The 23,018-nt window shown below is 41.2% G+C and carries 24 protein-coding genes; 9 read left to right on the forward strand and 15 right to left on the reverse strand.

Annotation, left to right across the window (positions count from 1 at the left end):
• The first annotated feature begins 84 nt into the window (after positions 1–84).
• Both QVC79_RS13880 and QVC79_RS13885 read left to right on the forward strand, forming a co-directional pair.
• Positions 85–573: a dihydrofolate reductase gene (locus QVC79_RS13880; RefSeq protein WP_124318097.1), complete on the forward strand. Its 489-nt coding sequence runs from the start codon at positions 85–87 to the stop codon at positions 571–573.
• Positions 570–1,307, forward strand: a complete 738-nt coding sequence (locus QVC79_RS13885) for a hypothetical protein (protein WP_270592581.1) — start codon at positions 570–572, stop codon at positions 1,305–1,307. The genes QVC79_RS13880 and QVC79_RS13885 overlap by 4 nt, the downstream gene beginning before the upstream one ends.
• Position 1,308: 1 nt before the next feature.
• Here the strand turns inward: QVC79_RS13885 and QVC79_RS13890 are convergent, their stop codons facing one another.
• From QVC79_RS13890 to QVC79_RS13900, 3 genes are read right to left on the reverse strand one after another with little or no spacing between them, the layout of a single operon-like run.
• On the reverse strand, positions 1,309–2,361 hold the full coding sequence (locus tag QVC79_RS13890) for a CDP-glycerol glycerophosphotransferase family protein (protein WP_124318095.1): 1,053 nt from the start codon (positions 2,359–2,361) through the stop codon (positions 1,309–1,311).
• On the reverse strand, positions 2,358–3,095 hold the full coding sequence (locus QVC79_RS13895; RefSeq protein WP_270592582.1) for a phosphocholine cytidylyltransferase family protein: 738 nt from the start codon (positions 3,093–3,095) through the stop codon (positions 2,358–2,360). Before QVC79_RS13895 ends, QVC79_RS13890 begins: the two co-directional genes overlap by 4 nt.
• 13 nt (positions 3,096–3,108) lie before the next feature.
• The gene (locus tag QVC79_RS13900) at positions 3,109–4,164 is read right to left on the reverse strand and encodes a pyridoxal phosphate-dependent aminotransferase (protein WP_124318098.1); all 1,056 of its coding nucleotides are present in this window, start codon (positions 4,162–4,164) and stop codon (positions 3,109–3,111) included.
• A gap of 436 nt (positions 4,165–4,600) precedes the next feature.
• Here QVC79_RS13900 and QVC79_RS13905 point away from each other — a divergent pair, with 436 nt between their 5' ends.
• The 5 genes from QVC79_RS13905 (at position 4,601) to QVC79_RS13925 (ending at position 8,708) form a co-directional block, all read left to right on the forward strand.
• Positions 4,601–5,410 carry a glycosyltransferase family 2 protein gene (locus QVC79_RS13905; RefSeq protein ID WP_270592583.1) on the forward strand — a complete coding sequence of 270 codons (810 nt, stop codon included), beginning with the start codon at positions 4,601–4,603 and terminating at the stop codon, positions 5,408–5,410.
• A gap of 103 nt (positions 5,411–5,513) precedes the next feature.
• Positions 5,514–6,128, forward strand: coding sequence for a DUF4254 domain-containing protein (locus QVC79_RS13910; RefSeq protein ID WP_270592585.1), 615 nt, complete (start codon positions 5,514–5,516; stop codon positions 6,126–6,128).
• Complete coding sequence (locus tag QVC79_RS13915; RefSeq protein WP_270592587.1) at positions 6,125–7,189, forward strand: glycosyltransferase family 9 protein; 1,065 nt, start codon at positions 6,125–6,127, stop codon at positions 7,187–7,189. The genes QVC79_RS13910 and QVC79_RS13915 overlap by 4 nt, the downstream gene beginning before the upstream one ends.
• Positions 7,190–7,296: 107 nt before the next feature.
• Positions 7,297–7,716, forward strand: coding sequence for an FAD synthase family protein (locus tag QVC79_RS13920; protein WP_124316537.1), 420 nt, complete (start codon positions 7,297–7,299; stop codon positions 7,714–7,716).
• Positions 7,716–8,708, forward strand: a complete 993-nt coding sequence (locus QVC79_RS13925; protein ID WP_270592590.1) for an iron-containing alcohol dehydrogenase — start codon at positions 7,716–7,718, stop codon at positions 8,706–8,708. The genes QVC79_RS13920 and QVC79_RS13925 overlap by 1 nt, the downstream gene beginning before the upstream one ends.
• A 12-nt stretch (positions 8,709–8,720) precedes the next feature.
• Here QVC79_RS13925 and QVC79_RS13930 read toward each other — a convergent pair whose 3' ends face one another.
• Positions 8,721–9,800 carry a CDP-glycerol glycerophosphotransferase family protein gene (locus QVC79_RS13930; protein ID WP_124316535.1) on the reverse strand — a complete coding sequence of 360 codons (1,080 nt, stop codon included), beginning with the start codon at positions 9,798–9,800 and terminating at the stop codon, positions 8,721–8,723.
• Between the two features lie 337 nt (positions 9,801–10,137).
• Here QVC79_RS13930 and QVC79_RS13935 point away from each other — a divergent pair, with 337 nt between their 5' ends.
• Both QVC79_RS13935 and QVC79_RS13940 read left to right on the forward strand, forming a co-directional pair.
• A complete protein-coding gene (locus QVC79_RS13935; protein ID WP_270592591.1) occupies positions 10,138–11,430 on the forward strand; it encodes an O-antigen ligase family protein in 1,293 nt (430 codons plus the stop codon).
• A gap of 96 nt (positions 11,431–11,526) precedes the next feature.
• Complete coding sequence (locus tag QVC79_RS13940) at positions 11,527–12,831, forward strand: O-antigen ligase family protein (RefSeq protein ID WP_229782910.1); 1,305 nt, start codon at positions 11,527–11,529, stop codon at positions 12,829–12,831.
• On the opposite strand, the gene QVC79_RS13945 is transcribed toward QVC79_RS13940, so the two are convergent.
• From QVC79_RS13945 to QVC79_RS13995, 11 genes are all read right to left on the reverse strand, one after another.
• Positions 12,824–14,251 carry a capsule assembly Wzi family protein gene (locus tag QVC79_RS13945; RefSeq protein WP_270592593.1) on the reverse strand — a complete coding sequence of 476 codons (1,428 nt, stop codon included), beginning with the start codon at positions 14,249–14,251 and terminating at the stop codon, positions 12,824–12,826. The two genes, QVC79_RS13940 and QVC79_RS13945, sit on opposite strands and share 8 nt — an antisense overlap.
• Positions 14,252–14,281: 30 nt before the next feature.
• Complete coding sequence (gene ispD / locus QVC79_RS13950; RefSeq protein ID WP_270592597.1) at positions 14,282–14,974, reverse strand: 2-C-methyl-D-erythritol 4-phosphate cytidylyltransferase; 693 nt, start codon at positions 14,972–14,974, stop codon at positions 14,282–14,284.
• A 16-nt stretch (positions 14,975–14,990) separates the two neighbouring features.
• Positions 14,991–17,210, reverse strand: coding sequence for a GH92 family glycosyl hydrolase (locus QVC79_RS13955; protein ID WP_270592599.1), 2,220 nt, complete (start codon positions 17,208–17,210; stop codon positions 14,991–14,993).
• Positions 17,211–17,222: 12 nt separating this feature from the next.
• Positions 17,223–18,176 carry an ROK family protein gene (locus tag QVC79_RS13960; protein WP_124316530.1) on the reverse strand — a complete coding sequence of 318 codons (954 nt, stop codon included), beginning with the start codon at positions 18,174–18,176 and terminating at the stop codon, positions 17,223–17,225.
• Positions 18,177–18,452: 276 nt separating this feature from the next.
• On the reverse strand, positions 18,453–19,160 hold the full coding sequence (locus QVC79_RS13965) for a tRNA1(Val) (adenine(37)-N6)-methyltransferase (RefSeq protein ID WP_270592600.1): 708 nt from the start codon (positions 19,158–19,160) through the stop codon (positions 18,453–18,455).
• A 111-nt stretch (positions 19,161–19,271) separates the two neighbouring features.
• On the reverse strand, positions 19,272–19,682 hold the full coding sequence (locus tag QVC79_RS13970; RefSeq protein WP_087421053.1) for a DUF5606 family protein: 411 nt from the start codon (positions 19,680–19,682) through the stop codon (positions 19,272–19,274).
• A gap of 108 nt (positions 19,683–19,790) precedes the next feature.
• A complete protein-coding gene (locus QVC79_RS13975; RefSeq protein WP_270592601.1) occupies positions 19,791–20,525 on the reverse strand; it encodes a TerB family tellurite resistance protein in 735 nt (244 codons plus the stop codon).
• A 1-nt stretch (position 20,526) separates the two neighbouring features.
• Entirely contained in the window at positions 20,527–21,126 is a 600-nt protein-coding gene (gene coaE / locus QVC79_RS13980; RefSeq protein WP_124317824.1) for a dephospho-CoA kinase, read from the reverse strand.
• Positions 21,127–21,130: 4 nt separating this feature from the next.
• Positions 21,131–22,120 carry a CdaR family protein gene (locus tag QVC79_RS13985; protein WP_124317823.1) on the reverse strand — a complete coding sequence of 330 codons (990 nt, stop codon included), beginning with the start codon at positions 22,118–22,120 and terminating at the stop codon, positions 21,131–21,133.
• Between the two features lie 90 nt (positions 22,121–22,210).
• Entirely contained in the window at positions 22,211–22,531 is a 321-nt protein-coding gene (yajC, locus tag QVC79_RS13990; RefSeq protein ID WP_183312863.1) for a preprotein translocase subunit YajC, read from the reverse strand.
• Between the two features lie 12 nt (positions 22,532–22,543).
• Positions 22,544–22,981: a DUF1573 domain-containing protein gene (locus QVC79_RS13995; protein WP_124317822.1), complete on the reverse strand. Its 438-nt coding sequence runs from the start codon at positions 22,979–22,981 to the stop codon at positions 22,544–22,546.
• Positions 22,982–23,018: the final 37 nt, after the last annotated feature.

Below are 23,018 nucleotides of genomic sequence, written 5' to 3' on the forward strand. Positions count from 1 at the left end.
AAGTTTAAAGTTGGAAATCAAAAAGCATTGGCTTTGTGTGGTTGGAATCTAAAATCATAAATCATTAAATCTAAAATTAATTCGATGGTTTTATCAATAATAGTAGCAGCGGCAGAGAATAATGTTATCGGAAGGGATAACGGGTTGATATGGCGACTTTCGGCTGATTTGAAACGTTTTAAGGCTTTGACCACGGGGCATACGATATTAATGGGACGGAAGACGTTCGAGTCGATCGGTCGGGCATTGCCTAACCGGAGGAATATCGTTATTTCCCGGAATCTGGAATTCGAGGCCGCTGGATGCGAGGTGGCGCATAGCGTGGAGGAGGCTTTGGAGTTGACGAAAAATGAAGACGAGGTATTCGTGACCGGGGGCGGGACGATTTACAAGAAGTTGTGGGATAAAGCAGACCGGTTGTATCTTACCGTTGTCCATCAGGAATGTGAGGGCGATACGGTGATTCCGTCTGTTGACCCCGAGGTTTGGAGAGAGGTTGCGAGAGAAGTGGGGAGGGCGGATGAGAAAAATGAATGTGATTACACGTTTATAAATTACGAGCGGGTAAAATGATTGATTACCGAATTAATCCGAAATATAAGTCATTGGAAAAGGCCATTCTGGATATTCCTAGTCGTTTTGATTTGGAAGGGGAGGTTATTGAGAACAACCGGAACGTGATTAAGGTTCTGGACGTGGAAGGAGAACGTTTTAACGTGAAATCCTTTAAGAAACCCAATATCATTAATCAATTTGCATATGCTTACGTGCGGAAGGGAAAAGCTCAACGCTCGTTCGAGTACGCGAATACGTTGTTGGAGAGGGGGGTGAATACCCCGGAGCCAATTGCTTGTATCGTTTATCGGAATGTCTTCGGGGTAACCCGTAGTTTTTATATTTCCCGGCAGGAAGAGTATGATTATACTTTTCGGGATTTGCGGGTGAAACGTCCGGCTGATCTGGAATTTATTTTACGGGAGTTCGCCCGGTTCACGTATCATTTTCACACACAATCCATCTATTTTATCGATCATTCACCGGGGAACACGTTGATCCGGAGAGAGGGTGAACAGGTTCATTTTATGTTGGTTGACTTGAACCGGATCAAGTTCATGACGATTTCCCCGCTGGTGGGATTGAAGAACTTTTACCGCTTGAATGCAACAGATGATATGATTGATATTATCGCGGACGAATATGCCCGGTTGACACATTCGGACGCGATGGAAATGACTCGTTTGTTGAAAGAGTGGACTCATGCCCACGACGAGCAGGTACTCAAACGGAAAGCCAAGAAGAAGAGTTAGTTTATCTTCTTTTGACTTTGCCGAATTTCTTGATACTGGTGTATTTACGCCAAAGATTTAATTTTCGTTTCTTGGGTACTCCGTGGCGGGAGATATAGTCTCTGGCGGCGTCAAGCATACGGTGGCAGACTTTCCCGTCCAGATAGGGGTCGTAGTTGTCGATGATCCATTTGCGTTTTGAGGCGAGTGTTGCATCTTGAAATACGAGATCGAAGGCATCGGGAAGGTCTTCCGGGTTTTGAATATCCAGCCAGTAAATATCTTGAGCAATAGTCTTGTACGTGATGACCGGTTTGTCGAGTAGTAAGAATTCGTACACGGTCGAAGAGGTGTCACTAATCATGACATCGGCCATGATCTGGTATTTCGTGATATTGTGATCCTCGACCCAAAGCATATTTTCATGTTCCTCGGCCAATTGCCTGTATTCTTCCATCCATTCACTCCGGGTTAACGGGTGAAATTTCAGGATGAGCAAGACATCTTTTTCCCGGGCTAATTTTTCCAGTCCCTTTTTTATGAATGGCAGGGAAGTTAACGACGGGGAAAAGGTTGGGGCATACAAGGCCAATTTGCTTTTCTGGTGCTTTCGGAGTAGTGCGTTTTTTTCAGCGTCAAAAGTGTGGAGATTTTCATAAATCCAGTCTTGGCGAGGCCATCCTGTTTCTACAACTTCAAAATCCTTGTATTTTTTGGCAAGTGCTTTAAAGCCTTCCGTGAAGAATGGGCCTTGGGTAAAATAGGAGTCAAAATAACGGCGGATTACCCAATGATCCTTTTTCTCGGCAGCGTAGCCGTGAAAGATTTGTATTTTCACTCCCGGCAAGTAGTAGGGAACAATGTTGCAGGGAACGAATAGGACATCCGGGGAGAAATCGTAGATTTCCTGTATGCTGTTTGTCCATTTTACCTCGTCTTTTAACGGGAAATCCGGGATGTTTCTAGACTGAACATACCAGATCACGGAATGTCCCCCTTCTTTATTGGCCTCGACTTCGAGAGGCTGTAAAATATTTATCGCGTATTTTTGTTCGCAAAATAGTACAATTTTCATGCTTGTAGGTGTTTGGGTATTCGATTGATGGCGTCGTGAAAATCTTCGGGAGTGTCAAGCTCCATGGAGAAATAGGCGCTCGTGTCCACCGGATAGAAATATTGTCCTCGTGCAATCAAGCGTTCGAAGGCTAATTCATAAAAAACATTATCCAGTTTTTCGTGTAGGATCATGTGTTCCAGTTCTTCGTGTAGGGCAAGGAGATAGGCATGAGATATTTTTTCAATGCCGATGGATTCACCAATGGCCTTTTCTATGGAACACGTTTTGCTGAGTTCCGTGATTTGATTTTTCCCGTTCACGATGACTTTGATCTCTTCCTCCCCGAGTTTATGACTGTCCAGTGCTAGGCAGTTAGCATGAGGGGCATCCCGTAATATTTTTATCATGGACGGATCAAATAAAATGTCGCTGTCAAGTAGAATAATTTCTTTTTCCTGTTGAACTTCGGGTAATGCCAACCACAAGGAATATATGTTATTGGTGGAGGCGTAAAGTTCATTGCGGATGAATTTGATGCTTAAAGAAGGATACCGGGTTTGCACGAAGGATTCCAGCATTTCATGTAGGTAACCGGTAACGATAACAATTTCACGGATATTATTTTCCAATAAGGCATCAATCGTTCTTTCCAACAAAGAACGATTGCCTATTTTTAGCAGGCATTTCGGTCGATCGTTTGTGAGCGGTCGTAACCGGGAGGCAATACCCGCGGCAAGGATTATAGCTTTCATACACGTTGCCGGGTTAGGATGGGGTTGACACGACTTCTTTGATGGTGTCTATCACCAAACGGTTTTGTTTTTGGGTTCCCAACGTGATCCGCATGTGCGTGTTAATATCTTCCTCGTTCATGAATTTGATGATTAGGTCTTTCGCTTTGAACGCGTTCTGTAATTGGGATTTTAATGAAATCGGGTATTTCACCAGAATAAAGTTTGCTTCCGAGTGATACACTTTGAATCCTTCCAAGGCACCGATTTCCCGCATATAGGTTTCCCGGTCTTCTGCCATGAGGTCTGCCACGTTCTGGTAATAATCGTTTGCTTTCAATACGGCAATACCGATTTCTTCGGAAAGTCGGTTATAACCTAAATATTTCGTGCTATAATTCAAGAACGAGGACAAATTCTTCCCGATAAAGGCAAAGCCGAGACGCAATCCGGGAAGTCCGTAGAACTTCGAGAGGGTCCGGATGATCAGTAAATTCGGGAACTCTTCAATGAGCGGTTTTATGTATGACGTGTCTTTATTGCTAAAAGACGCGTAAGCCTCGTCAATGACAATGGCTGTTTCCCGGGGGATAAAGGAGAGAATCTCGTGTAACTCTTCTTTTGACAAGGAATTTCCGGTCGGATTGTTCGGGGAGGCGATTAACACGATTTCCGGTTTTTCCCGTTCTACCGTTTCCCGGATGCTCTGAATATCATATTTGAACGTGTTCCCGTCCTCGAATAGCGGGTAGAAGATGGTTCGTCCGTTTACCTCGTCCGCGATGGATTTGTAGTACCACCACGAAAATTTAGGGATTAATAGTGTTTTTTGTTTTTGTCCGCCGGATAGGAAGTAGTGAACGACTTGTTTTAATATATCTTCTCCACCATATCCCAAAATGACTTGTTTTTCCGGGATATTATATAGTTCGGCGATGTAATCGGATAGAATACTCTTTTTGCCTTCGTCGTAAATTCTTGTGTAAAAACATAATTTGTCCGGATCAAAGTTTCTTAAAACTTTTTCAACTTCCGGGGCGGGACCGTAGTTGTATTCATTGCGGTCCAAGTATACAGTTTGTTTTTCTATCATAAATTGATCGTTTAATAACGTGCGAAATTAAATAATAACACCAACAAATACAAATAAACGCTCATTTATTAATCACACTAGTAATCAATTTATTACAATTATTTCTTTGAAATAAAAAGTTTGAATTCAAAGAATATAAACAAACGATCCTTTATTGCTCTTGTTGATAATTAGAATGATTATTGGTGTTATCATCTTCGCGAAGATAATAAGTTTCATTTATTTATGACAAGAAATTGAGGATGAAAAATGGCGTATTTATTTGTTGTACAATTTGTTAGGTGTGTGTTGTTATTCGCTTTTCAGGCTGCACGGCTGGCGATTGGAAGGAAATAAACATTCTAAAGATGAATATTTTTTGTGATTATTGTACTTGGTAATGTAGTTTAATTATAGAGATTAAGGCGATTGTTTTTATTAAAATAAGGTGTATATGCAAGTTTCTGTTGTGGTTTCTACTTATAACCAGCCAGAGTGGTTGGAAAAAGTTTTATGGGGATATAATATGCAAAATTTCAAGGATTTCGAATTGATCGTTGCAGATGACGGATCGGGAAGCGCAACTCAGGAGATGTTGAAACGAATCACACCTAAATTATCATATCCGTTAAAGCATGTGTGGCATGAGGATGTGGGTTTTAGAAAATGTCTTATCTTGAATAAAGCTATTTTAGCCGCAAGTACGGATTATCTTATTTTTACCGATGGAGATTGTATTCCTAGAAAAGACTTTGTTGAGCAACATATGAAGTTTAGAAAAAAGGGGCATTTCCTTTCAGGTGGATATCATAAATTATCTATGGAAACTTCACGGGCAATACAGTTGTCGGATATTGAAAGCCAAGCGTGTTTTAATGTACGTTGGCTAAAAGAACGTGGAATGAAATGTTCTTTTAGAAATAATAAATTGACAACTTCTAAGCTTCTTGCTTCTATTTTGAATGCTGTAACAACAACAAAACCAACATGGAACGGACATAATGCTTCCGGGTGGATGGAGGATATTATGCGTGTGAATGGTTATGACGAGCGAATGGAATATGGAGGACAAGATCGAGAGTTTGGTGAGCGGCTTGTAAATTGTGGCATTACTGGTTTACAAATTAGATATTCTGCAATTTGTTTACATTTGGATCATGCCAGAGGGTATATTAATCAGAAAGCTTGGGATAGAAATAGAGAGATTCGTAAAGAAACCGTATCTTTAAAACATACATGGACGGATTTCGGGATAAAGAAATAAACATTGTTGTTAAGGTTTTGTAAAGGAGAGTACATGATTTTTGTAAAAGTGGAACACTTTTTGCTATTTTTATAAAGGATGTTGAATTGAAAAATCGGGTACTATGTTGTTTGCAGAATTATGCTACCAAATCTTTGAGGAGAGTACGTCATGTTATCACGTGCGGGATTGTGTTGATGCTGACATGGAAAATCCATACGAATATAAATCAATCGAATATTATTTGTTTCTCAAAAATTGGGTAGATGCAGTCCAGTGGCATTTGGAGGATGTCATTCGAGATCCGGATATAGAACCTGTGAAAGCGTTGGAAATCAAACGGCGTATAGATCGGTTGAATCAACGTCGGACGGATTTGGTCGAATTGCTGGATGGATATTTCTGGGATAAATATAAAAACGTGAGAATCTTATCTTGTGCTACCGTGAACACGGAGAGTCCGGCATGGGCGATAGACCGGTTATCTATTTTGTGTTTGAAAATTTATCACATGGAACAGGAGGTGCAGCGTAGAGAGGTTGCTCAAGTACATGTAAAGGAGTGTGATGATAAACTAAGCGTGTTGCTGGAACAGAAAAGAGATTTAATACTCGCGATCAATCAACTTTTGGAAGATATAGAAACGGGACGTAAATACATGAAAGTCTACAAACAGATGAAAATGTATAACGATCCGGAATTGAATCCCGTATTATATAGAAAAGGGCAAAGAGTATGAGCGTAAGCAAAGTATTGGTGATTCGCTTTAGGAGAATAGGAGATGCGGTACTGTCAGTTGTGATCTGTAGCTCTCTGCGAAAGAGTTTTCCGGAAGCGGAGATTCATTACGTGTTGAATGATCATATTGCTCCTTTGTTTGAAAATCATCCGGATATAGATAAGATTATCACCTTTTCAGATGAAGAAAATAACCACTTCTTTAAATACTTGCGAAAAGTCCGGCAGTTGATGAAAACGGAACGCTATGACGTGATCATCGATACTCGTGCCACGATAAAAACCTTATGGTTTAGTGCCTTTTCTTTAAGAACGAAATATCGTATCGGAACATCTAAATTTTATAATCATTTTTTTCATAATTACCGGGTGCGTAATCACGTGAATGATGACTTGGACGAAGTTGTGCGAAATCTGTTATTGTTACAGCCCTTGGAGCGAGAAAGGAAGTTGGTAATGACCACTGATTTTCGATTGTACGTGACAGAACAGGAAACGGCTGAATTCAAGAGCTACATGGAACAAAAGGGAATTAATTTTTCCCGCTTTATCGTGGTGTGTACTCCTTTTACCAGAGTGGCGAGGAAGGCTTGGGATATGGCGAAAATGAAGGAAATATTGTATCGTATCATTCAGCGTTATGATGCCCAGTTGATTTTTAATTATTCCCGGGAAGAAAAGGCTGCGGCCTTGGCATTGTACGAAGATATGGGGAAAGACGAGCATATTTTTATTGATATAGAGGCCGATTCGTTACGGAAATTGGTTTCCATGCTGGAAATAGCCGATTTCTTTTTTGGAAATGAAGGAGGCCCCCGGCATATCGCACAGGCGTGTCACTTGCCGGGGCTGGCTATTTACCCGCCTTGGGTTGAACTGCCTAGATGGCTGCCGTCCAATGATCCGCGTTATCAGAGTGTGAGTCCTTTTGATATGTTTCCCGGGCAGGTAATCGAGGGGAGAACAGAAAAGGAGTTGTTCGATTTACTTTCCGTGGAATACGTGTGGGAACGCCTGCAACTCATGATGGATGAGGCTTTCATTCGAAAAGCTAAACTTTGATACTTAAACTCTGAACTTTAAACTATATTTACTACCTTTGGCATCGTGATTCCGGTTGTGATAAGAGAATATAGGGAGGCCGGATGTGATCAAGCAAATTAGGTAGTATGAAAAATGTATATGTTATAGGGGTTTTTGACCTTTTCCATTTTGGACACGTCGAATTATTGCGACGTGCCAAAGAATTAGGTGATCGATTAATTGTGGCAATTAACGGGGATGAAATGGTGGCCTCGTATAAGCGCCGACCGTTTTTGTCTGAACAGGATCGTCTGGAAGTCGTGAAAGCTTGTCGTTATGTGGATGATGCTTTTATTATTCACGAGTATGATAATAAGGAATACATTAAAAAATATGATATCGACATCATCGTGCATGGTGATGATTGGGATGGAGAAGGGTACTTGAAACAGATTCGTGTCACTCCGGAATTTCTGGAAGAACACCATGTTTCTATGGTTTACTTACCTTACACGAAGGGAATCAGCACGTCTGAGCTAGTCGAAAAAATAAAAGCATCAAAATAATGTATTACAAGACGATCAATGTTCCTATCGTTTTAGAACTCGGGGAGGATATTTTTGTTCATCTGGATGATATATTGAAGGAAAACCATCTATATTTCAATGAGAAAATATTGGTTACTTCTTTGGAATTGAGGAATTTGTACAAATCAAGATTGGATAAATTGTCTTTCGAGGATATACTCCTTATCAAAGGAGGTTCTTACGATGAGGCTCTGGAGGCCATGAATACGATCACGAATAAGGAAGTCCTTTTAGTTGCTTTTGGAGGAGGTAGTATTATTGATGCTGTTAAGTTAATGGCAAATACCTTGGACTTAACTTATATAACAGTGCCTTCAACGTTATCTAATGATGCAATTTATTCCCCTATTGCCCGTCTATTGAAAGATGGTAAAAAACAGAGCTTTGGCGTGAAGGCTCCTTTGGGTATTATTGCGGATGTGAATATTATAAAAGGTTCTCCCGAGAAATTACTCTTGGCAGGAGTAGGGGATCTCGTGTCCAATGCTAGTGCGGTGAAAGATTGGAATCTAGCACATATTGACAAAGGAGAAAGTATTAATAATTTTGCCATGGCTTTGGCTTCATTGAGTGGTAATTCCGTGATCCCGTACACCTTTAATGATATTCGGTCTTCTCGTTTCATTGGTGACCTTGCGAACGGGTTAGTGATTTCGGGGTTGGCCATGGTGCTTGCCAATAGCTCACGACCGGCCAGTGGTGCGGAACATTTGATTAGTCATGCCATTGATGATTTGTTTCCCAATCGCTCGACTTTACACGGTTTGCAAGTGGCTTGGGGACATTTGTTAGTGGAACGGGATTTCCGTAAGCCGGAAAATGATTACGAGAAGTTGATGATCTTTTTCGAACGCATGAAAATATTGGACGAAATAGAACGGGATATAACTTTCTCGAACGGGGAGATCGATCAGATTATAAACCGGGCTAAAACGATTCGTAATAGGTACACGATACTGACGAAAGTTTGACTAGTATTATGCTTAGATATTACTGTTAAGCTCCAGTAGTTTATCTACAATTCTTTCGGACACTTTGCCGTCAACAATACCCACTATATGGCGGCTGAGTTTTTCTCGTTTTTCTTTGTTTTTATCCGGATTAGTAAGGTTCTCCTTGGCATTTTGTAACATTTCGGCATAGTTTCTCGGGGTGTCTCCTACTTCCCAGAGAAAAAAGTTGGCTGTATCTAATCGTTTGGTTATTTTATGAGGGAATATACGATGAAGTAAACGGTATCTTAGAAACATATTGATAATTGCCGGCTTACCGACTCCCGAAAATTCAAATACGGCACTTGACATATCCGAGATCATCAGATCGGAGGCATGAAGGAAAGGGAGAATGTTGGTTTCGTTGAATTTAGCTAGATAAACGTTCGGGTATTTCGTCCACGATTCCAGTCTGTGCAGGTCTTTCGTGTATTTTTTCCGTAAGAACAGGTGCGAGTGTGGTTTTAGGATAATATTGTAATCGGCAAGATCTTCCGGGAATTTCTTACTCATTTTCAGAATAGATGATGGATAGAAAGTTGGCGCATACAATATCGTTTTCTTGTTTATATCTAAATTACAATGCTGAAGAAATTTCACCCGGTCTTCTTCTGTGAATTCGAAATAACTATCCAGTTTTGAATATCCGGATACATAATAGATGGATTTCTTTTCAGGAAAGAGTTTAGTTAAACTGTTTTCTAGGAATTCTCCATCTAAAAAGCGTAGATCTACATCATTCAGGCCCGATGCATAATTAACCATTTTCCCTCCCCATACTCCATGCATGATAAGAGCTGATTTCTTGAACGGGGTATGAATAGGGCGTGGCGTGTTTCCAAAAATCATGATATTACATTCACAGTCGTCTTCTTCGAAACAATATGTGAAACCTTCTTCTTGGCAGTGTTTAATGGATTCTCCACGTTGATTTAACTCATCCCGTTCCCGGTTTTTTGGGATAATTACCACGTACGATATATTGCGTTTGATGATTTCTTTAATAACGGGTTCAAATTGAGGAGAATAGTATAATTTTTCGAGATAAAAGCCAATCGTGTAATTTTTCATGCGTGATTTTTAGAAACAGGTTAATTAAAAAATAATTATCTGATACATAGCACTTAATGAATGTTTATATGCTATCAATAAATGTTCGTTTATTGATATGCAAATATACATCATTTTTGGCTAACACAATCTTTTTCTCTATCTTTTTTGTAGCCCGTAGCAGATTGAACATTAGCTATTTAGTTCTGTTGTATGAGATTGTGATGAAGTTCGTTATTTATATGATTAAATGAATATTTATTATAAATCAAGATGAAGAGGATTATTATCAGTATGCCTAATTTTATCGGGGATTCAATCAATACAATTTCAGTAATTGATTTTACAAAAAATGAGCATGAGTAGAATGTGGGAGATATGTTTTTTACTAAATGGATTTTTACTGGGTAGCTTGGCTCCTTTGTATGGGAAAACATTTAATTATTATCTCCTTTTCATGGTTCTTTTTCATGCTGTTACTCGTAAGGATTCTTTTGTAAAAGATTTGCAAACAGGAGGAAAATATGTTCTCGTGTTTGGCACGTATTTTATTTATATATTGTTACAGACGTTATTTACAACACGGAGCTGTACATGGGCAGACAAGCCCTATTATGGGATATTTGAAGATTTGTTGCTTGATTTTATTTTAATCCCGATATACGTTGTTTCTTTAAAAGAATGGTTAACTCCCCGTTTGCTTACACGTTTTCTTTTCTTGTTCTGTGCCGGATGTTTGTTGTTAAATATATATGTCATCTTTGATCTTGTCGGGATTGGTTTATTTACAGACACTTCATCTGCAATTAATTTCCTGTATGCAAATCGTTTGGGAGGGAATAAGCTGGATTTCTTAGGAGGCAATTTATACTTGGAACCCCAGACGCTTTATATAGCCTTGACCGCGTTAATCGCTTATTTCTTGATTTTCATTTATAGAAACAAAGGACTAAAAGTTTTTTTAGGGGTAATGTTTTTATTGCTTACGCTTTTTTTGTCATTTACGGTGACTAAAGCCGGTATTCTAGCTTTTATTCTAGGTTTCGGGATAATGAACTTCTATCTCTTTACGCGTAGTTCGTTTCGTGTGCGCTCGGCAATACTTGTGGGAATCGTGTTGTTGGTACCTGTATTTGGAATCTTCGTGTTTGATGGTTTGAAGGGGAAATACGAAGAGCGTACAGAAGAGATCGTGAGAGAAGTTGAAAATGTAAAACAGGGAATATATGCGGGTGGAACGATAGCCCCTCGTGTCGGTTTTATTCGTGAAAGTTTTATTCATGTTGACGAGTTCGGTGTCTGGGGATTAGGAATATATGCTAAACATAGAGTAAATAACTGGCTTCAGTCCTCGGGAGATGGATTGGGGGTATTTACCAATGTACACAATTCGTTTATACATTATTGGATTCAAGGTGGAATTTTGGGCTTGGCAATGATCGTATTTCTTTTTTGCGCTCCTTTTTATCGTATGTTTAGAACCCGGAGAATTTCTTGGTTAATATGTGCTTTACTTGTTGTAATTTTCGTGATGAATAATACATGCATCTTGTTAGCATTAAATAATTCAAGATTAATGATTTTACTATTATTAGGTATGTTTTATTTTTATAATGATGTTTTCTGGCGATTGGAAAAAGGTGATCGTTAAATGTATCTGCAATAAAATTCATTTATAATATAATTTTATATACTTGATGGCAGTATAAGAAGCAAATCATGTATATTTGTGTTGTAAATGAGAGTTATGAATCTAGTTGTGAAATTTCAACAATATTTTTTCCTGCTTGTCGCTTTTTTGTTGGGAAGTCTAGCGCCATTGTACGGGAATGTATTTAATTTTGTCCTGTTAGCCTTTATGTTGGTCTTGCTTGGGGTAAACAGGAAAGAGATGCTCCGGAATTTACGATATGTCCGTTGGTATATTGGGATTAACGTGGCTTTCTTGATTTATTTCTCTTTACATACATTGGTTGTTCTTTTGAAAGACGAGCCGATCGCTCCTCCCAGTTTCGGGACTTTTGAGGTTCTATTGTTGAATTTTATACTTGTTCCGATGTACGTTTCTACGTTTAAGAATTGGATTACGCCGGGATTGTTGAAAAAGTTTCTATTTTTTTTCTGTCTGGGGTGTACGTTACTAAATATATATATATTCTTTTCATTGACAGGAACACAACTATTTTCAGCCCCGGCAGATACGTTAAGTTGGATTTATAATATGCGTTTTGGGGTAAACCGGGATGTGTTGGGTAGTAAGTTTTGGTTAGAGGCTCAAGCGATGATCATTGCAATTGCCTCTTTAGCCTCTTATTTATTAGTGATAGGTGCGAAAGGTTGGAAGATGAAGTTGTTTTGTGGTTTTATGTTCTTGATGCTGGTATTATTTCTTTCTTTTACTGTTACCAAATCGTCTATTTTAGGTTTTTTGGCCGGTTTCTTGATCTTGAATGTATGTTTGTTCCGAAAATTTTCTCTTCGTATGCGCTATGGACTTATTGCCGGATTGTTGGTTTGCGTGTGTGGCTTTTCGTTATTGACGGATTTGGCCATGTACGAGAAGAGAATTCAGGAGATTGAGGCTGAGATTCAAAGTGTTCGGAATGGTGAATACAGGGGTGCAACGATTGTTCCCCGGGTTGCTTTTATTCGGGAGAGCTTTCGCCATCTGGATGAATTCTCGGCATGGGGATTAGGTGTCTGCACGAAACATCGGATTAAAGCGTGGTATGAAAGCTCTGATTTGAATATTGCAAACTATAATAACGTGAATAATGCTTTCCTGCAATACTGGATTACAGGGGGAATATTCGGACTGGCGTTAGTCCTCTTTTTATTTGTGGCCCCGATTTATCGTATGATTCGAAGAAAGAAATTTTCTTCCTTGATTCTTGCCATGTTAATTGTATTCTTTACCGTGAGTAATACGTGCGTCACCCTATCCTGGGCAAATTCCCGGTTATTCATGTTACTCTTTCTGGCTATGTTTTGTTTTTATGGAGATCTTTTCGCTTGGCTTGAGGATTTTTCGGAGGATAAACCTATTATTTAATCAATTTCCCCTTGCGACTAAGTTTAATCGTGAATCCGAAATTGTCTTTAAACAGATCTCCTAAATCACCGTAGATACCTGTTTCCACGGTAAACGGTAAGTTCTTGAATGGCAATGTTACTTCCAAAGCTCCGGAGAGTTGATTCTTTTTCATGGGACTCCCGTAAGTACCGTAGTTTCTGGAATAGGAGAGCATGAGTTTATAGGGAGTGGTTTGCCATGCCATACCTTTCATCCCGACGTGGTGGGCTATAACCCGGTTGTTAATGATTCGGGTGATGTTTCCGGAAAGTCCGGGTGTCATGAACGGGCTACCGATAACTCTCTCGTATAAGGTCCAACCGCTTCTGTATTCACCATTGTTGAAATAGTTGTCGCATCCGCCAAGTACTTTTCGGCCATAGAAGTGACTGTTTGGGTCTTGTTTCTCCATTTCTTCCGGGGTGGCGGGGCGATCATGTTGGGAACCGGATTGATATTTCGTGTAATAGAATTCGTACATAACGTCTGTGATCCATTGATCCTTTTTCTTGGAACCGTAATAGAAACAATAAGTTCCGTCCGGGAAAGAGCGAAAATCCGTACCCGAACCATCTTCAAAAGGGATGTCGTGGTAGAAAGATAAGATATAGTTGTCCGCCAAATAATTAATGGCCAAGTGTTCCCTGCCCAAGTGATTTCCCAAAGCATTAATCGAATCGCTGACACTAGCTCCGGTTCCTCCTTCTTTGGCACAAATGATCCGGATATAATCCTTGAATGATGAAGGTTGTTTGCCTCCATCGGGAGAGGTCCCCGCCCATTGAGCCCAATGTTCAAGGCCGACAATGATTTCCCAGCGTTGATGAGGCTTTATTTTCAAAAAAGCCGATTTATTGTGTAGACGGGTGTCTTCCACGTAACGATCATCAATCATCATGTAGTCTGCCCAATTGAATTTAATAGATAAAACTCCTTTGGTGCAAGGAATTTTCATGTATTCACTATTCAAATTGTATCCGGGAAAGGTTCGAGAGTTGCCGGAACGGACGAAATTCCCGTTTGTAGAGGAAACACCGTTGTATTCTTCCTTGGGATGAATCATTCCTAGGTCCAGACGAAGGTTGCGCCAGCGTGCGCTTGCGTAGAGTTGGTCTAAAATGATGTTGTTGTCCGGACGGGATAAGAAGCCTGCGGCTGATACCCCATACGCGAATTGAATTTTGTGGCGATCCGTGAAATCGGAGAAAAGTCCGATTTCCAGTAAAGCCCCGTTCCCGTTGGGAATTAAGCCATGTTTGTTGTTTATTGCCCAGAAAGGTAATGTATTCTGGTATGCCACGAATCCTGTGAGTGAAGTTGTATAATCAACACTTCGTTTTTGTCCCTGCGAGTAAAGGAATAGTAGGGATATCAAGATTAATAATGCTGTTTTTTTCATTTCGCTGTTTTACGCACGTCCTTATTTTTGCTAGGACAAAAGTAACTTTTCTACAATAGAAATATCTTCTTTGTAGGTTAATTTAATATTAAATGGTAAACCTTTGGTTATTTTAATGGGGATTTCCGGCATATACCGTTTTATGACCCCGCAATCGTCCGTGCTGGAAAATTCGGGATCAGTCAGGGCCTTGTTATAAGCTTTCGTTAGGATGTCGGAATGGAAGCCTTGCGGGGTCTGGACTTGAAAGAGCGTGGAACGATTCGGGATGCTGTTCACGAATTGGCGAGAGGTATCACTTTGCAATATCGTGTCGGTAGAGGGGATCGCGGTTGTGCAAGCCTTGTGGTTTTCGAGAGCCTCGATGACGTCTTCTATGATTTGCGGCGTGACTAGCAGGCGGACGGCATCATGGATGATTAAATTACATTTCTCTTCCTTGTACACGTTTAAAGCGGCGAGGGTGGAGGCATAGCGTTCTTTGCCCCCCGGGACAATGTGTTTCACTTTTTGAAATCCTTCAAGGCGAACAATTTCTTCCGTTTCCTTGATGTAATCTTTGTGTACGACAATGATGATTTCATCAATGCGTTCATGTTTCTCGAATGTGTGAAGCGTGTGTGCCAATACGGTTTTCCCGGCAATTACGATGAATTGTTTGGGTAACTCGCTTCCTAACCGTCGTCCGGAACCTCCAGCTAGAATTACTCCGATATTTTTCATGTCTTTGACTCTGTTTTTATTCTTTTATTTTTGAGGGATTTTCAAGTGTTAACACGAATTCCAATTCTCCACCATCCATGATTTCGTCATGAGTAATCCAAGTGCGATCGAGTTTGTCTCCATTCAGTAAAACTTCTTTCACGTAGATATATTGGTCGTTTTCTCGGTTTGCTTTAATGACAAATTTACGATCTTGTCCCAATTTGATTGTTACTTTCTTGAACATGGGTGTTCCCAGTTGATATTTTCCGTCACTCGGGTTCACGGGGTAGAAACCCATGGCTGAGAAAACATACCATGCAGACATTTGTCCGCAATCTTCATTGCCACAAAGTCCGTCGGGACGATCCGTGTAGAGTTCCCGTCTGATTTTATCCACGTAATATTGTGTTTTGTAGGGCGTATCCGTGTAATTGAACAAGTAAACCACGTGGTGTGAGGGTTCGTTTCCTTGGGCGTATTGTCCGATCAACCCGCTGATGTCGGGGGAAACATTGTCCCCCTCGATGGTTGAGGGAAGGGTGAACAGGCTGTCCAGTTTGTTGGCGAAAGCGGTTTTCCCCCCGTGTAATGCGATAAGTCCCTCCACGTCATGTGGTACAAACCATGAATATTGCCATGCGTTTCCTTCGGTGTAGTCATCATCCCTGTGGGCCGAAGCAAACGGGGAGAAAGGTGTTTTCCAGTTTCCATCGGAAAGCTTTGCCCGCATGAAACCGGTAGAGGAATCGAACACGTTTTTATAGTTCTTGGAGGCTTCCATGAAATAGAGATAGTCATCCTCTTTATTCAGGGCTTTGGCCATTTGTGCCATACACCAGTCATCGTAGGCGTATTCGAGGGTTTTGGAAACAGATTCTTTTTCGAGGTCACAGGGAATATAGTTATAAGTTCTGAATAGTCCCAGTCCATTCCCTTGGGATAGAGACGTTTCTTTCATGGCCTCGTAGGCTTTTTCAATATCGAAATCCCGAATACCTTTCAAGTAAGCCTCCGTGATGATGGGGATGGCGTGATTCCCGATCATGCAATGACTTTCGTTGCCCATCAGTTCCCAGTTCGGGAGCAAGCCGTGGGCTTCGTAATGGCGAATGAATGATTTTATCATGTCATTTACCCTGTTCTTCTGGGTGATTGTGAACAGGGGATGAGCGGCACGGAAGGTGTCCCACAATGAAAATACGGTGTATTGATTTGCTTTACCCACGCTATGAATCTCTCCGTCCGGACCTTTGTAATTCCCGTGTGCATCAGAAAAAAGATAGGGAGCCAAATAGGCATGGTATAATGCCGTGTAAAAAACTCTCGTTTCTTCTTTGCTGGCACCTTCTGCTTTAATTCTAGATAGAATGCGTTTCCATCGTTGTTTCGCCTCCCGTTTCACTTTGTCAAAGCTCCAGTGAGAAAGTTCTTTGTCTAGGTTTGCGGCGGCCCCCTCGCAGTTCGCGGAGGAAAGGCTTACTTTCACGAGGACCTTATTGGTGGTTGTTCCGAAATCAATGAACGCGTATCCTTGATTGGAAACCAGTTTCTGCCCGTTCTTTAATAATTTCAGCGTGTCATTTCCAGCCCAGACGTCTACATCTTGGGAAAATTCCATGAAAAAGTAAACATTATGTTCTTTTGCCCATCCGGTTGACTTCCGGTATCCTTGTATGGTCCGGTTATTGATTTTCTTGATCGAGGTCATCACGGTCCGGTCCCAGTTACGTGCGGTTGTCAGGTCAAGAGTTAATCCGTAAACCGAGTTGGTTGGGTATTGATAGGAGTGCATCCCGCAACGAGAGGTTACCGTTAACTCGGTTTTAATCCCGTTGTCGAAGGTCACGCTGTAATATCCCGGTTCAGCCGTTTCATTGGCATGAGAGAATTTGGCATATCCTTTCGTGATGAAATCGATCGCTTTTTCTCCCACTTGCGGGCGGGTCGTGACAGGCAACAGGCGGATGTCCTGTAAGTCCCCAATACCTGTTCCGCTCAAATGCGAATGGGAAAACGAGGATATAATACTATCGCTGTAATGATAACCGGAACACCACTCCCAACCACTTCTTGGGTTATCCGGACTGAGCTGAATCCCGCCAAACGGGACGGTCGCCCCGGGGAAACAGTGTCCCTGACCGGCAGTGCCGATGAATGGATCAACAAAATCCGTTACTCGAGTTTTTTTTTCTCTTTGGCAAGATGTCAAAAGACCGATAAAACAAAGCAGGAGTAGAAGGAGTCGTGTTCTCATGGTGTTTAATGTCTAATTGTTTAATTCAGTCCATACAAGTGCGGATGCTCCATAAATGGCGGCATTCGTGGGAAGAGACGAACGAAGTATTTTGATTTTTTGTTTAAATATATACAGCATATTGGCTTCCATTTGTTCCTGTGTGGTTTTGAAAAGCCATTCTCCCGCGTTGGCTACCCCTCCTTGAAGGAATATCGCCTCCGGGCTGATAATGGCTACTAGGTTAGCCAAGGCTTTACCCAGTTGCTCGCCCGTGATCCGGAAGGCCTCCAAGGCGATCGGGTCTCCTTTTTGTGCAACGTCATATACTTTTTTAGCCGTGATTTCCGTGTAAGGAATATCTCTTAACGCGCTAGGCGTATTTTCCAAGGCGAGTAATTCGCAGGCGGTGCGCTTTATTCCGGTGGCAGAGGCGTATGTTTCCAAGCACCCCCGACGTCCGCAATTGCAGTATCTATCCCCACCACAAACCAGCGTGTGGCCTACTTCACCTGCCAGCCCGTCATGTCCGTACACTAATTTCCCGTTCACCACGATGCCACTTCCCAAGCCTGTTCCCAGCGTGATCACGACGAAGTCTTTCATCCCTTTTGCCCCGCCGTACACCATTTCACCGATAGCGGCAGCTTTAGCGTCATTGGTGATAAAAGCAGGTACGCCAAATTGTTTAGTCAAAAGTTCTACCATCGGGATGGTTCCTTTCCAAGATAAATTTGCCGCGTTTTCGATGGTTCCGTTGAAGTAGTTCCCGTTAGGAGCGCCGACCCCGATACCGACAAGTTGCACGTCTAATTTGTCCAGTTCTTTCTTCACTGTTTTGTACAGGTCTTGGACAAAATCTTGTGGTGTGTTATATGCAGTTGTGGGTAATGAGCCATTTGCCAGACAGTTACCACTTTTATCAATGATGCCGAATGCGATATTGGTTCCTCCAATATCAATACCTAGTGAGACAGTTGTTTGCATAATAATATATAAATTTGACAACAAAAATAATTGCAACCTAATGCGTGGTTAAAAGTAATAAAAAAAAATAAGAGACCGATGGGGCGATCTCTTATTTAATTACTAACTACTAACCTAAACATACAAACTTATGAAAAAAAACTGTGTCTTCTATCTGTTTTCTACATTACAAAGATAGGGGGTATTCCTATATTCGATAGTTAATAGATCGTTAATCTTTTCTGTAAGGAGATTTAAATCCTGATGAGGATGTGGAACGGGATAAACCTTCGGGAATCAGAGTTTCAAGTAAAAATCTCTGGTTAGGTTCGCGTAACTCTCGTGAAGTGTATGTCTCTCTATTTCAAGAGTTATTGAATCTTTTATGAGGTGTTTTTTTACTTTCGAGAGTTCGATGAGTTGACGTTTGGGAGCCTTGTCGGGAGTGGGGTAAACTGTTGATAATTTGTTAACAAACCATTTTTTGCCTTGGGTTAATTCTATAAAATGTTTGGCTTCGTTAACAGGTAGTATGACACAGAGTTTGCCTTCCGGTAAGAGTAAATTGTCGCTAACTTGGAGAAGATCCTCGTGTGATAATGTTTCGCAATGCCGGGCTAACGTGCGATTGAGTTCCGGATTTTTAGTAGAATTGATAAAGAAAGGCGGGTTGCAAACAATGATGTCGTATTTATGTGGGGGAGCAAATGCTTGCACTTCACCTTGAAAAAGATGGATACGTTCCCGCCACGATGTACTGTTTGCGTTCTCCCGTGCCTGTTCAAAAGCTGCCGGATCAATTTCAATCGCATCAATAATTAATTCGGGATTGCGTTGTGCTGCCATAATGGCTATAAGTCCGGTTCCCGTACCGATATCAAGCAAACGTCGTGCATGGGTTACATCAGTCCACGCTCCCAAAAGGACACCATCCGTGCCGACTTTCATGGCACATCTTTCTTGCCGGATGGTGAATTGTTTGAATTGGAAATAGTCGTTTGCCATGACGGGATAATGGGTTTGTAAAGTTTGAAAGTTTATAAGGTTTATAAAGTCTCATTATGTTAGTAGAGATATAACTTTATAAACCTTACAAACTTTATGGACTTTATAAACTTATTCTTCTTTCTTTTCTTCTTCCGGTTCGTCGAAGTTCAGAAGGTTCTTGTCTAATAATAAGTTATACCATTGGATCATTTTCCGCATATCTGAAACGTAAACGCGATCCGCATCATATTCCGGGATGACAGATTCTATATAATTCGTGATAACAGCGGATGATTCTTTGTGATTGATAGCCGGTTTTCCCTCTTCTTTTTCATACATACGTTTGAACACGGTTTTCAGAGGCATGTCTTCATCTTCCGTGTAAATTGAAATATCTTCGAGGGCGATAATTTTAGCATTAGAATATGCAGGAAAGCGTTTCCCGTCAAGTAATGATTCTACAATCAAGGCATTTGCGGTGTTATTGATTAATTTGAATAACCCGGGTTTTCCTGATATGGATAAAATTTCTTTCAACATATTGCTTTCTTTTTGTGTTTTGTTATTGGTGGGCAAAAGTACGAATCAATGTTTAAAAGTAAAAGCAATGAAATACTTATTTTTTTAATTTCAATCCACTCTACCCGACTAATTGATGCCCCGTTGTTTTTTGATTTTCTCGTAAGCCTCGTTGATGGTCATGAATTTCTTCTCGGCAGCCTTACGAATATCTTCTCCCATATACCCGACTTTGTCCGGGTGGTTTTCGATAGCCATTTTCCGGTAAGCTTTTTTCACTTCCTCGTCGGTAGCGGAGGACGTGATGCCTAGGATGCTGTAAGCAGAATCCAAATCGTCATAGTACATGGCTTTGATTGACTGGTACGTGGTCGAATCGATTCCCAGTAAATTAGCTATTTTGTCCAGCAGGGAAATTTCGTGTTTACATACCGTTCCGTCGGCCTTGGCCAGTCCGAACAGGAAATATAATAATTGTGTACGGGAATAGACGTTCATGTTCATGCGGATCTGGGTGCAAACTTGATCCACCTCGATGTTTTTGTTCAATAGGTCCTTGATAATCGTCAAGGCCTCTCGTTCTCCTTCCAGCCCGAAATTATCCCGGAAGAACTTTTTCACGTAGTCCAGTTCATTGCGGGTCACTTTCCCGTCGGCTTTCATCAAGGCTGTTGCCAAGACGACAAGGCTCAGCAAAAAGTCACCTCTTCCCGTGGGGCGGGTACCCGGATCGTTCGCCGGGCCGGATGTTACAACTGTTGCCGTGTCGAACGTGGAACCGATGAAGTAACCGAACAAGGCTCCGATGGGACCTCCCATGACAAAACCTAAACCAGCTCCGATCCATTTTCCGTATTTTGCCATATTATGCTTGTTTTGAATGAATATTGTTTAATTGATGAATGATGGAAAGGATTTGTTTTATCACCTTGTCATCATTATTGTTGTAAATTACGAAATCCGATTTCGATTGTTTTATTTCATCGGGCATTTGATTGTTGATACGTTCAATCACTTTCTCCCGGGTGGTAGCGTCTCTTGAGATCACCCGTTCCACGCGGGTTTCCAAGTCTGTCGAGATTAGAATAATGTAATCAAAAAGGTGTTCGAGTTTTGCTTCGAACAGAATGGCCGATTCGAAGAATAGAAACGGGCGTCGTTGTGCCGAACACCACGTCATGAAATCCCGTGTTACGGCAGGATGAACAATGCCATTTACTTGCTTGATCGCCTCTTTATCATTGAATATGATTGTTGCCAGCCGTTTTTTATCCAGATACCCGTCGGGCTGGTAAATGTCTTTGCCGAATAGCTCGGTTAAATGTTTCTTGATTTCTTCATCCCGGTTGATTAGCTCGGATGCCTTGGAGTCACTAATATACACGGGGTACCCCAAGGTCTCGATAATTTTAGCTATCGTGGATTTTCCACTTCCGATGCCTCCTGTCAAACCAATTTTTAGCATGGGATTATTTTTTCTTTTCGATAAGATACTCGACGGTTTCCGGGGTGAATACCAAGTCTTTTATGTGACGGGGAGAGCGCTCGATTTGGATTTTCAAGGATGCCGGGTTGTTCTTGATTTGGTTGTAATCCACGTAGAAAGAGAAACTGGTGTCGGAAACTACTTCATAGCGGCTTAATCCCACGTCAAATGTCACGTCAATGGCGTGAGGGAACAGGCGGATCAAGAGTGAGTCCGGGAGATTTTTAACGACGAGGGGTACTGTTTTTTTAGATTCCGTGAATCGTTCCACTTCGACCTTGACTTTAGCGTCATTTTCATTGATCTGGGTTCCGTAGATTTCCTCAAACGATACGGTTTTGGTCACGTCTTTCGAGAGGTTTTTTAAAGAGATCGGTTCCGTGTACACCGCTTTTAGCGTGTCAAGAATGGAGGCCGGTCCACTGATGTCCACGTAATCGGGGGTAACGGAAATATCGTTTTTCAACATGTACTGCCGTTTCAACGTGTAATCGACCCGGGGAATTACCGGAACTCTTTTACTTTCGAACCGGGAGAACTGAAATGTGATACTTTCCGGTTTAATGGAGATTAGCTGGATGTCCGTGTTCAACTGGGCGCTGATCCGCTCTTTTATCTCTGACGTGTTTACCGTGTATTCCAACTGGTCTTTTTTGTCCAGTAACGAGTTCACGTTAAGCACGATCGGTAGAAAAGAGGTGCTGATGCTGTAACGCAGCAAGGCGAAACCGTGGGCCTTTATAGCCAACGTCATCTCTTTGGGTGGTTCGGAAACGAGTAGCTTTCCTTTGGGGAGATCCATGTATTTTATCGGGTAGGTGATTTCCGTGGTATATTCTTTATTCAATGCGTTTAAAAACCATAGCACAGTCGCGATGATAACGCATACCCCGTACGTGACTACATTACGTTTGATGTGTAATTCATGGGATGCACCGAAATAGCCTAGTATTTTACCGATAAGACCACGCATATACTGGAAGAGTTACAAGTTGCAGGTTACAAGTTGCAGGTTACAAAGAATGAAACTTGTAACTGGCGAACTTGTAACCTGTAACTAAAATTATTTGCTAGCCGGAACGTCCGTCATGTCTTTCACGATGGCTTCCTTGCTTACTTTTAATCTGGCTTGACTTTCTACTTCAATGATAACGGTAAAGTCGTTGATCTCGACAATTTTTCCGAAGATTCCCCCGGTTGTCATGATTTTGTCGCCTTTTTTCAATTCATCCCGGTATTTTTTCAATTCTTTTTGTCTTTTCATCTGGGGTCTGATCATGAAGAACCAGAATACAACGACAATAAGAATAAGGGGTAAGAATTGCATGAAAGCGTTACCTTGTGTAGCAGTTTGTTGTAATGTTAACATGAAAATTGTGTTCATAAATTTACTTTTTTATTTATTCTTGATATTTGCGATTATTTTTAGTTCAATCACTTTTTCCGGAACGTTTGCAAAGATATTAATTACTTTGTATTGTTTACCATATCTGCCCGAAGAGTTAAATTCAACCTCGATTTTTCCTTCTCCTCCCGGCGGGATTGGTTTTTTGTCATACTTGGGCGTGGTGCAGCCACAACTAGCCTCCACGTTGAGAATAACAAGACTTTTGGTCCCCGTGTTTTTGAAACGGAACGTGTGCGTGACGATTTCTCCTTCTTGCAGGTCACCAAAGTTGAATGATTTTTGAGGGAATTCAATTTTGGCAATGGCATTGGAATCATTCACGCTCGTTGGGGTATTTACTTCCTGCCCATCCTGTTTTTTACTTTTGCTGTCACATGAACAGGCAAGAATGATCCCTAAGAAGATGTAAAATAGTCCCTTCAGCATATGTAATTAATTTGACAACGAAAATACGACATAATAT

The sequence above is a fragment of the Butyricimonas sp. genome, from assembly GCF_019423355.1.
GTDB lineage: Bacteria > Bacteroidota > Bacteroidia > Bacteroidales > Marinifilaceae > Butyricimonas > Butyricimonas faecihominis.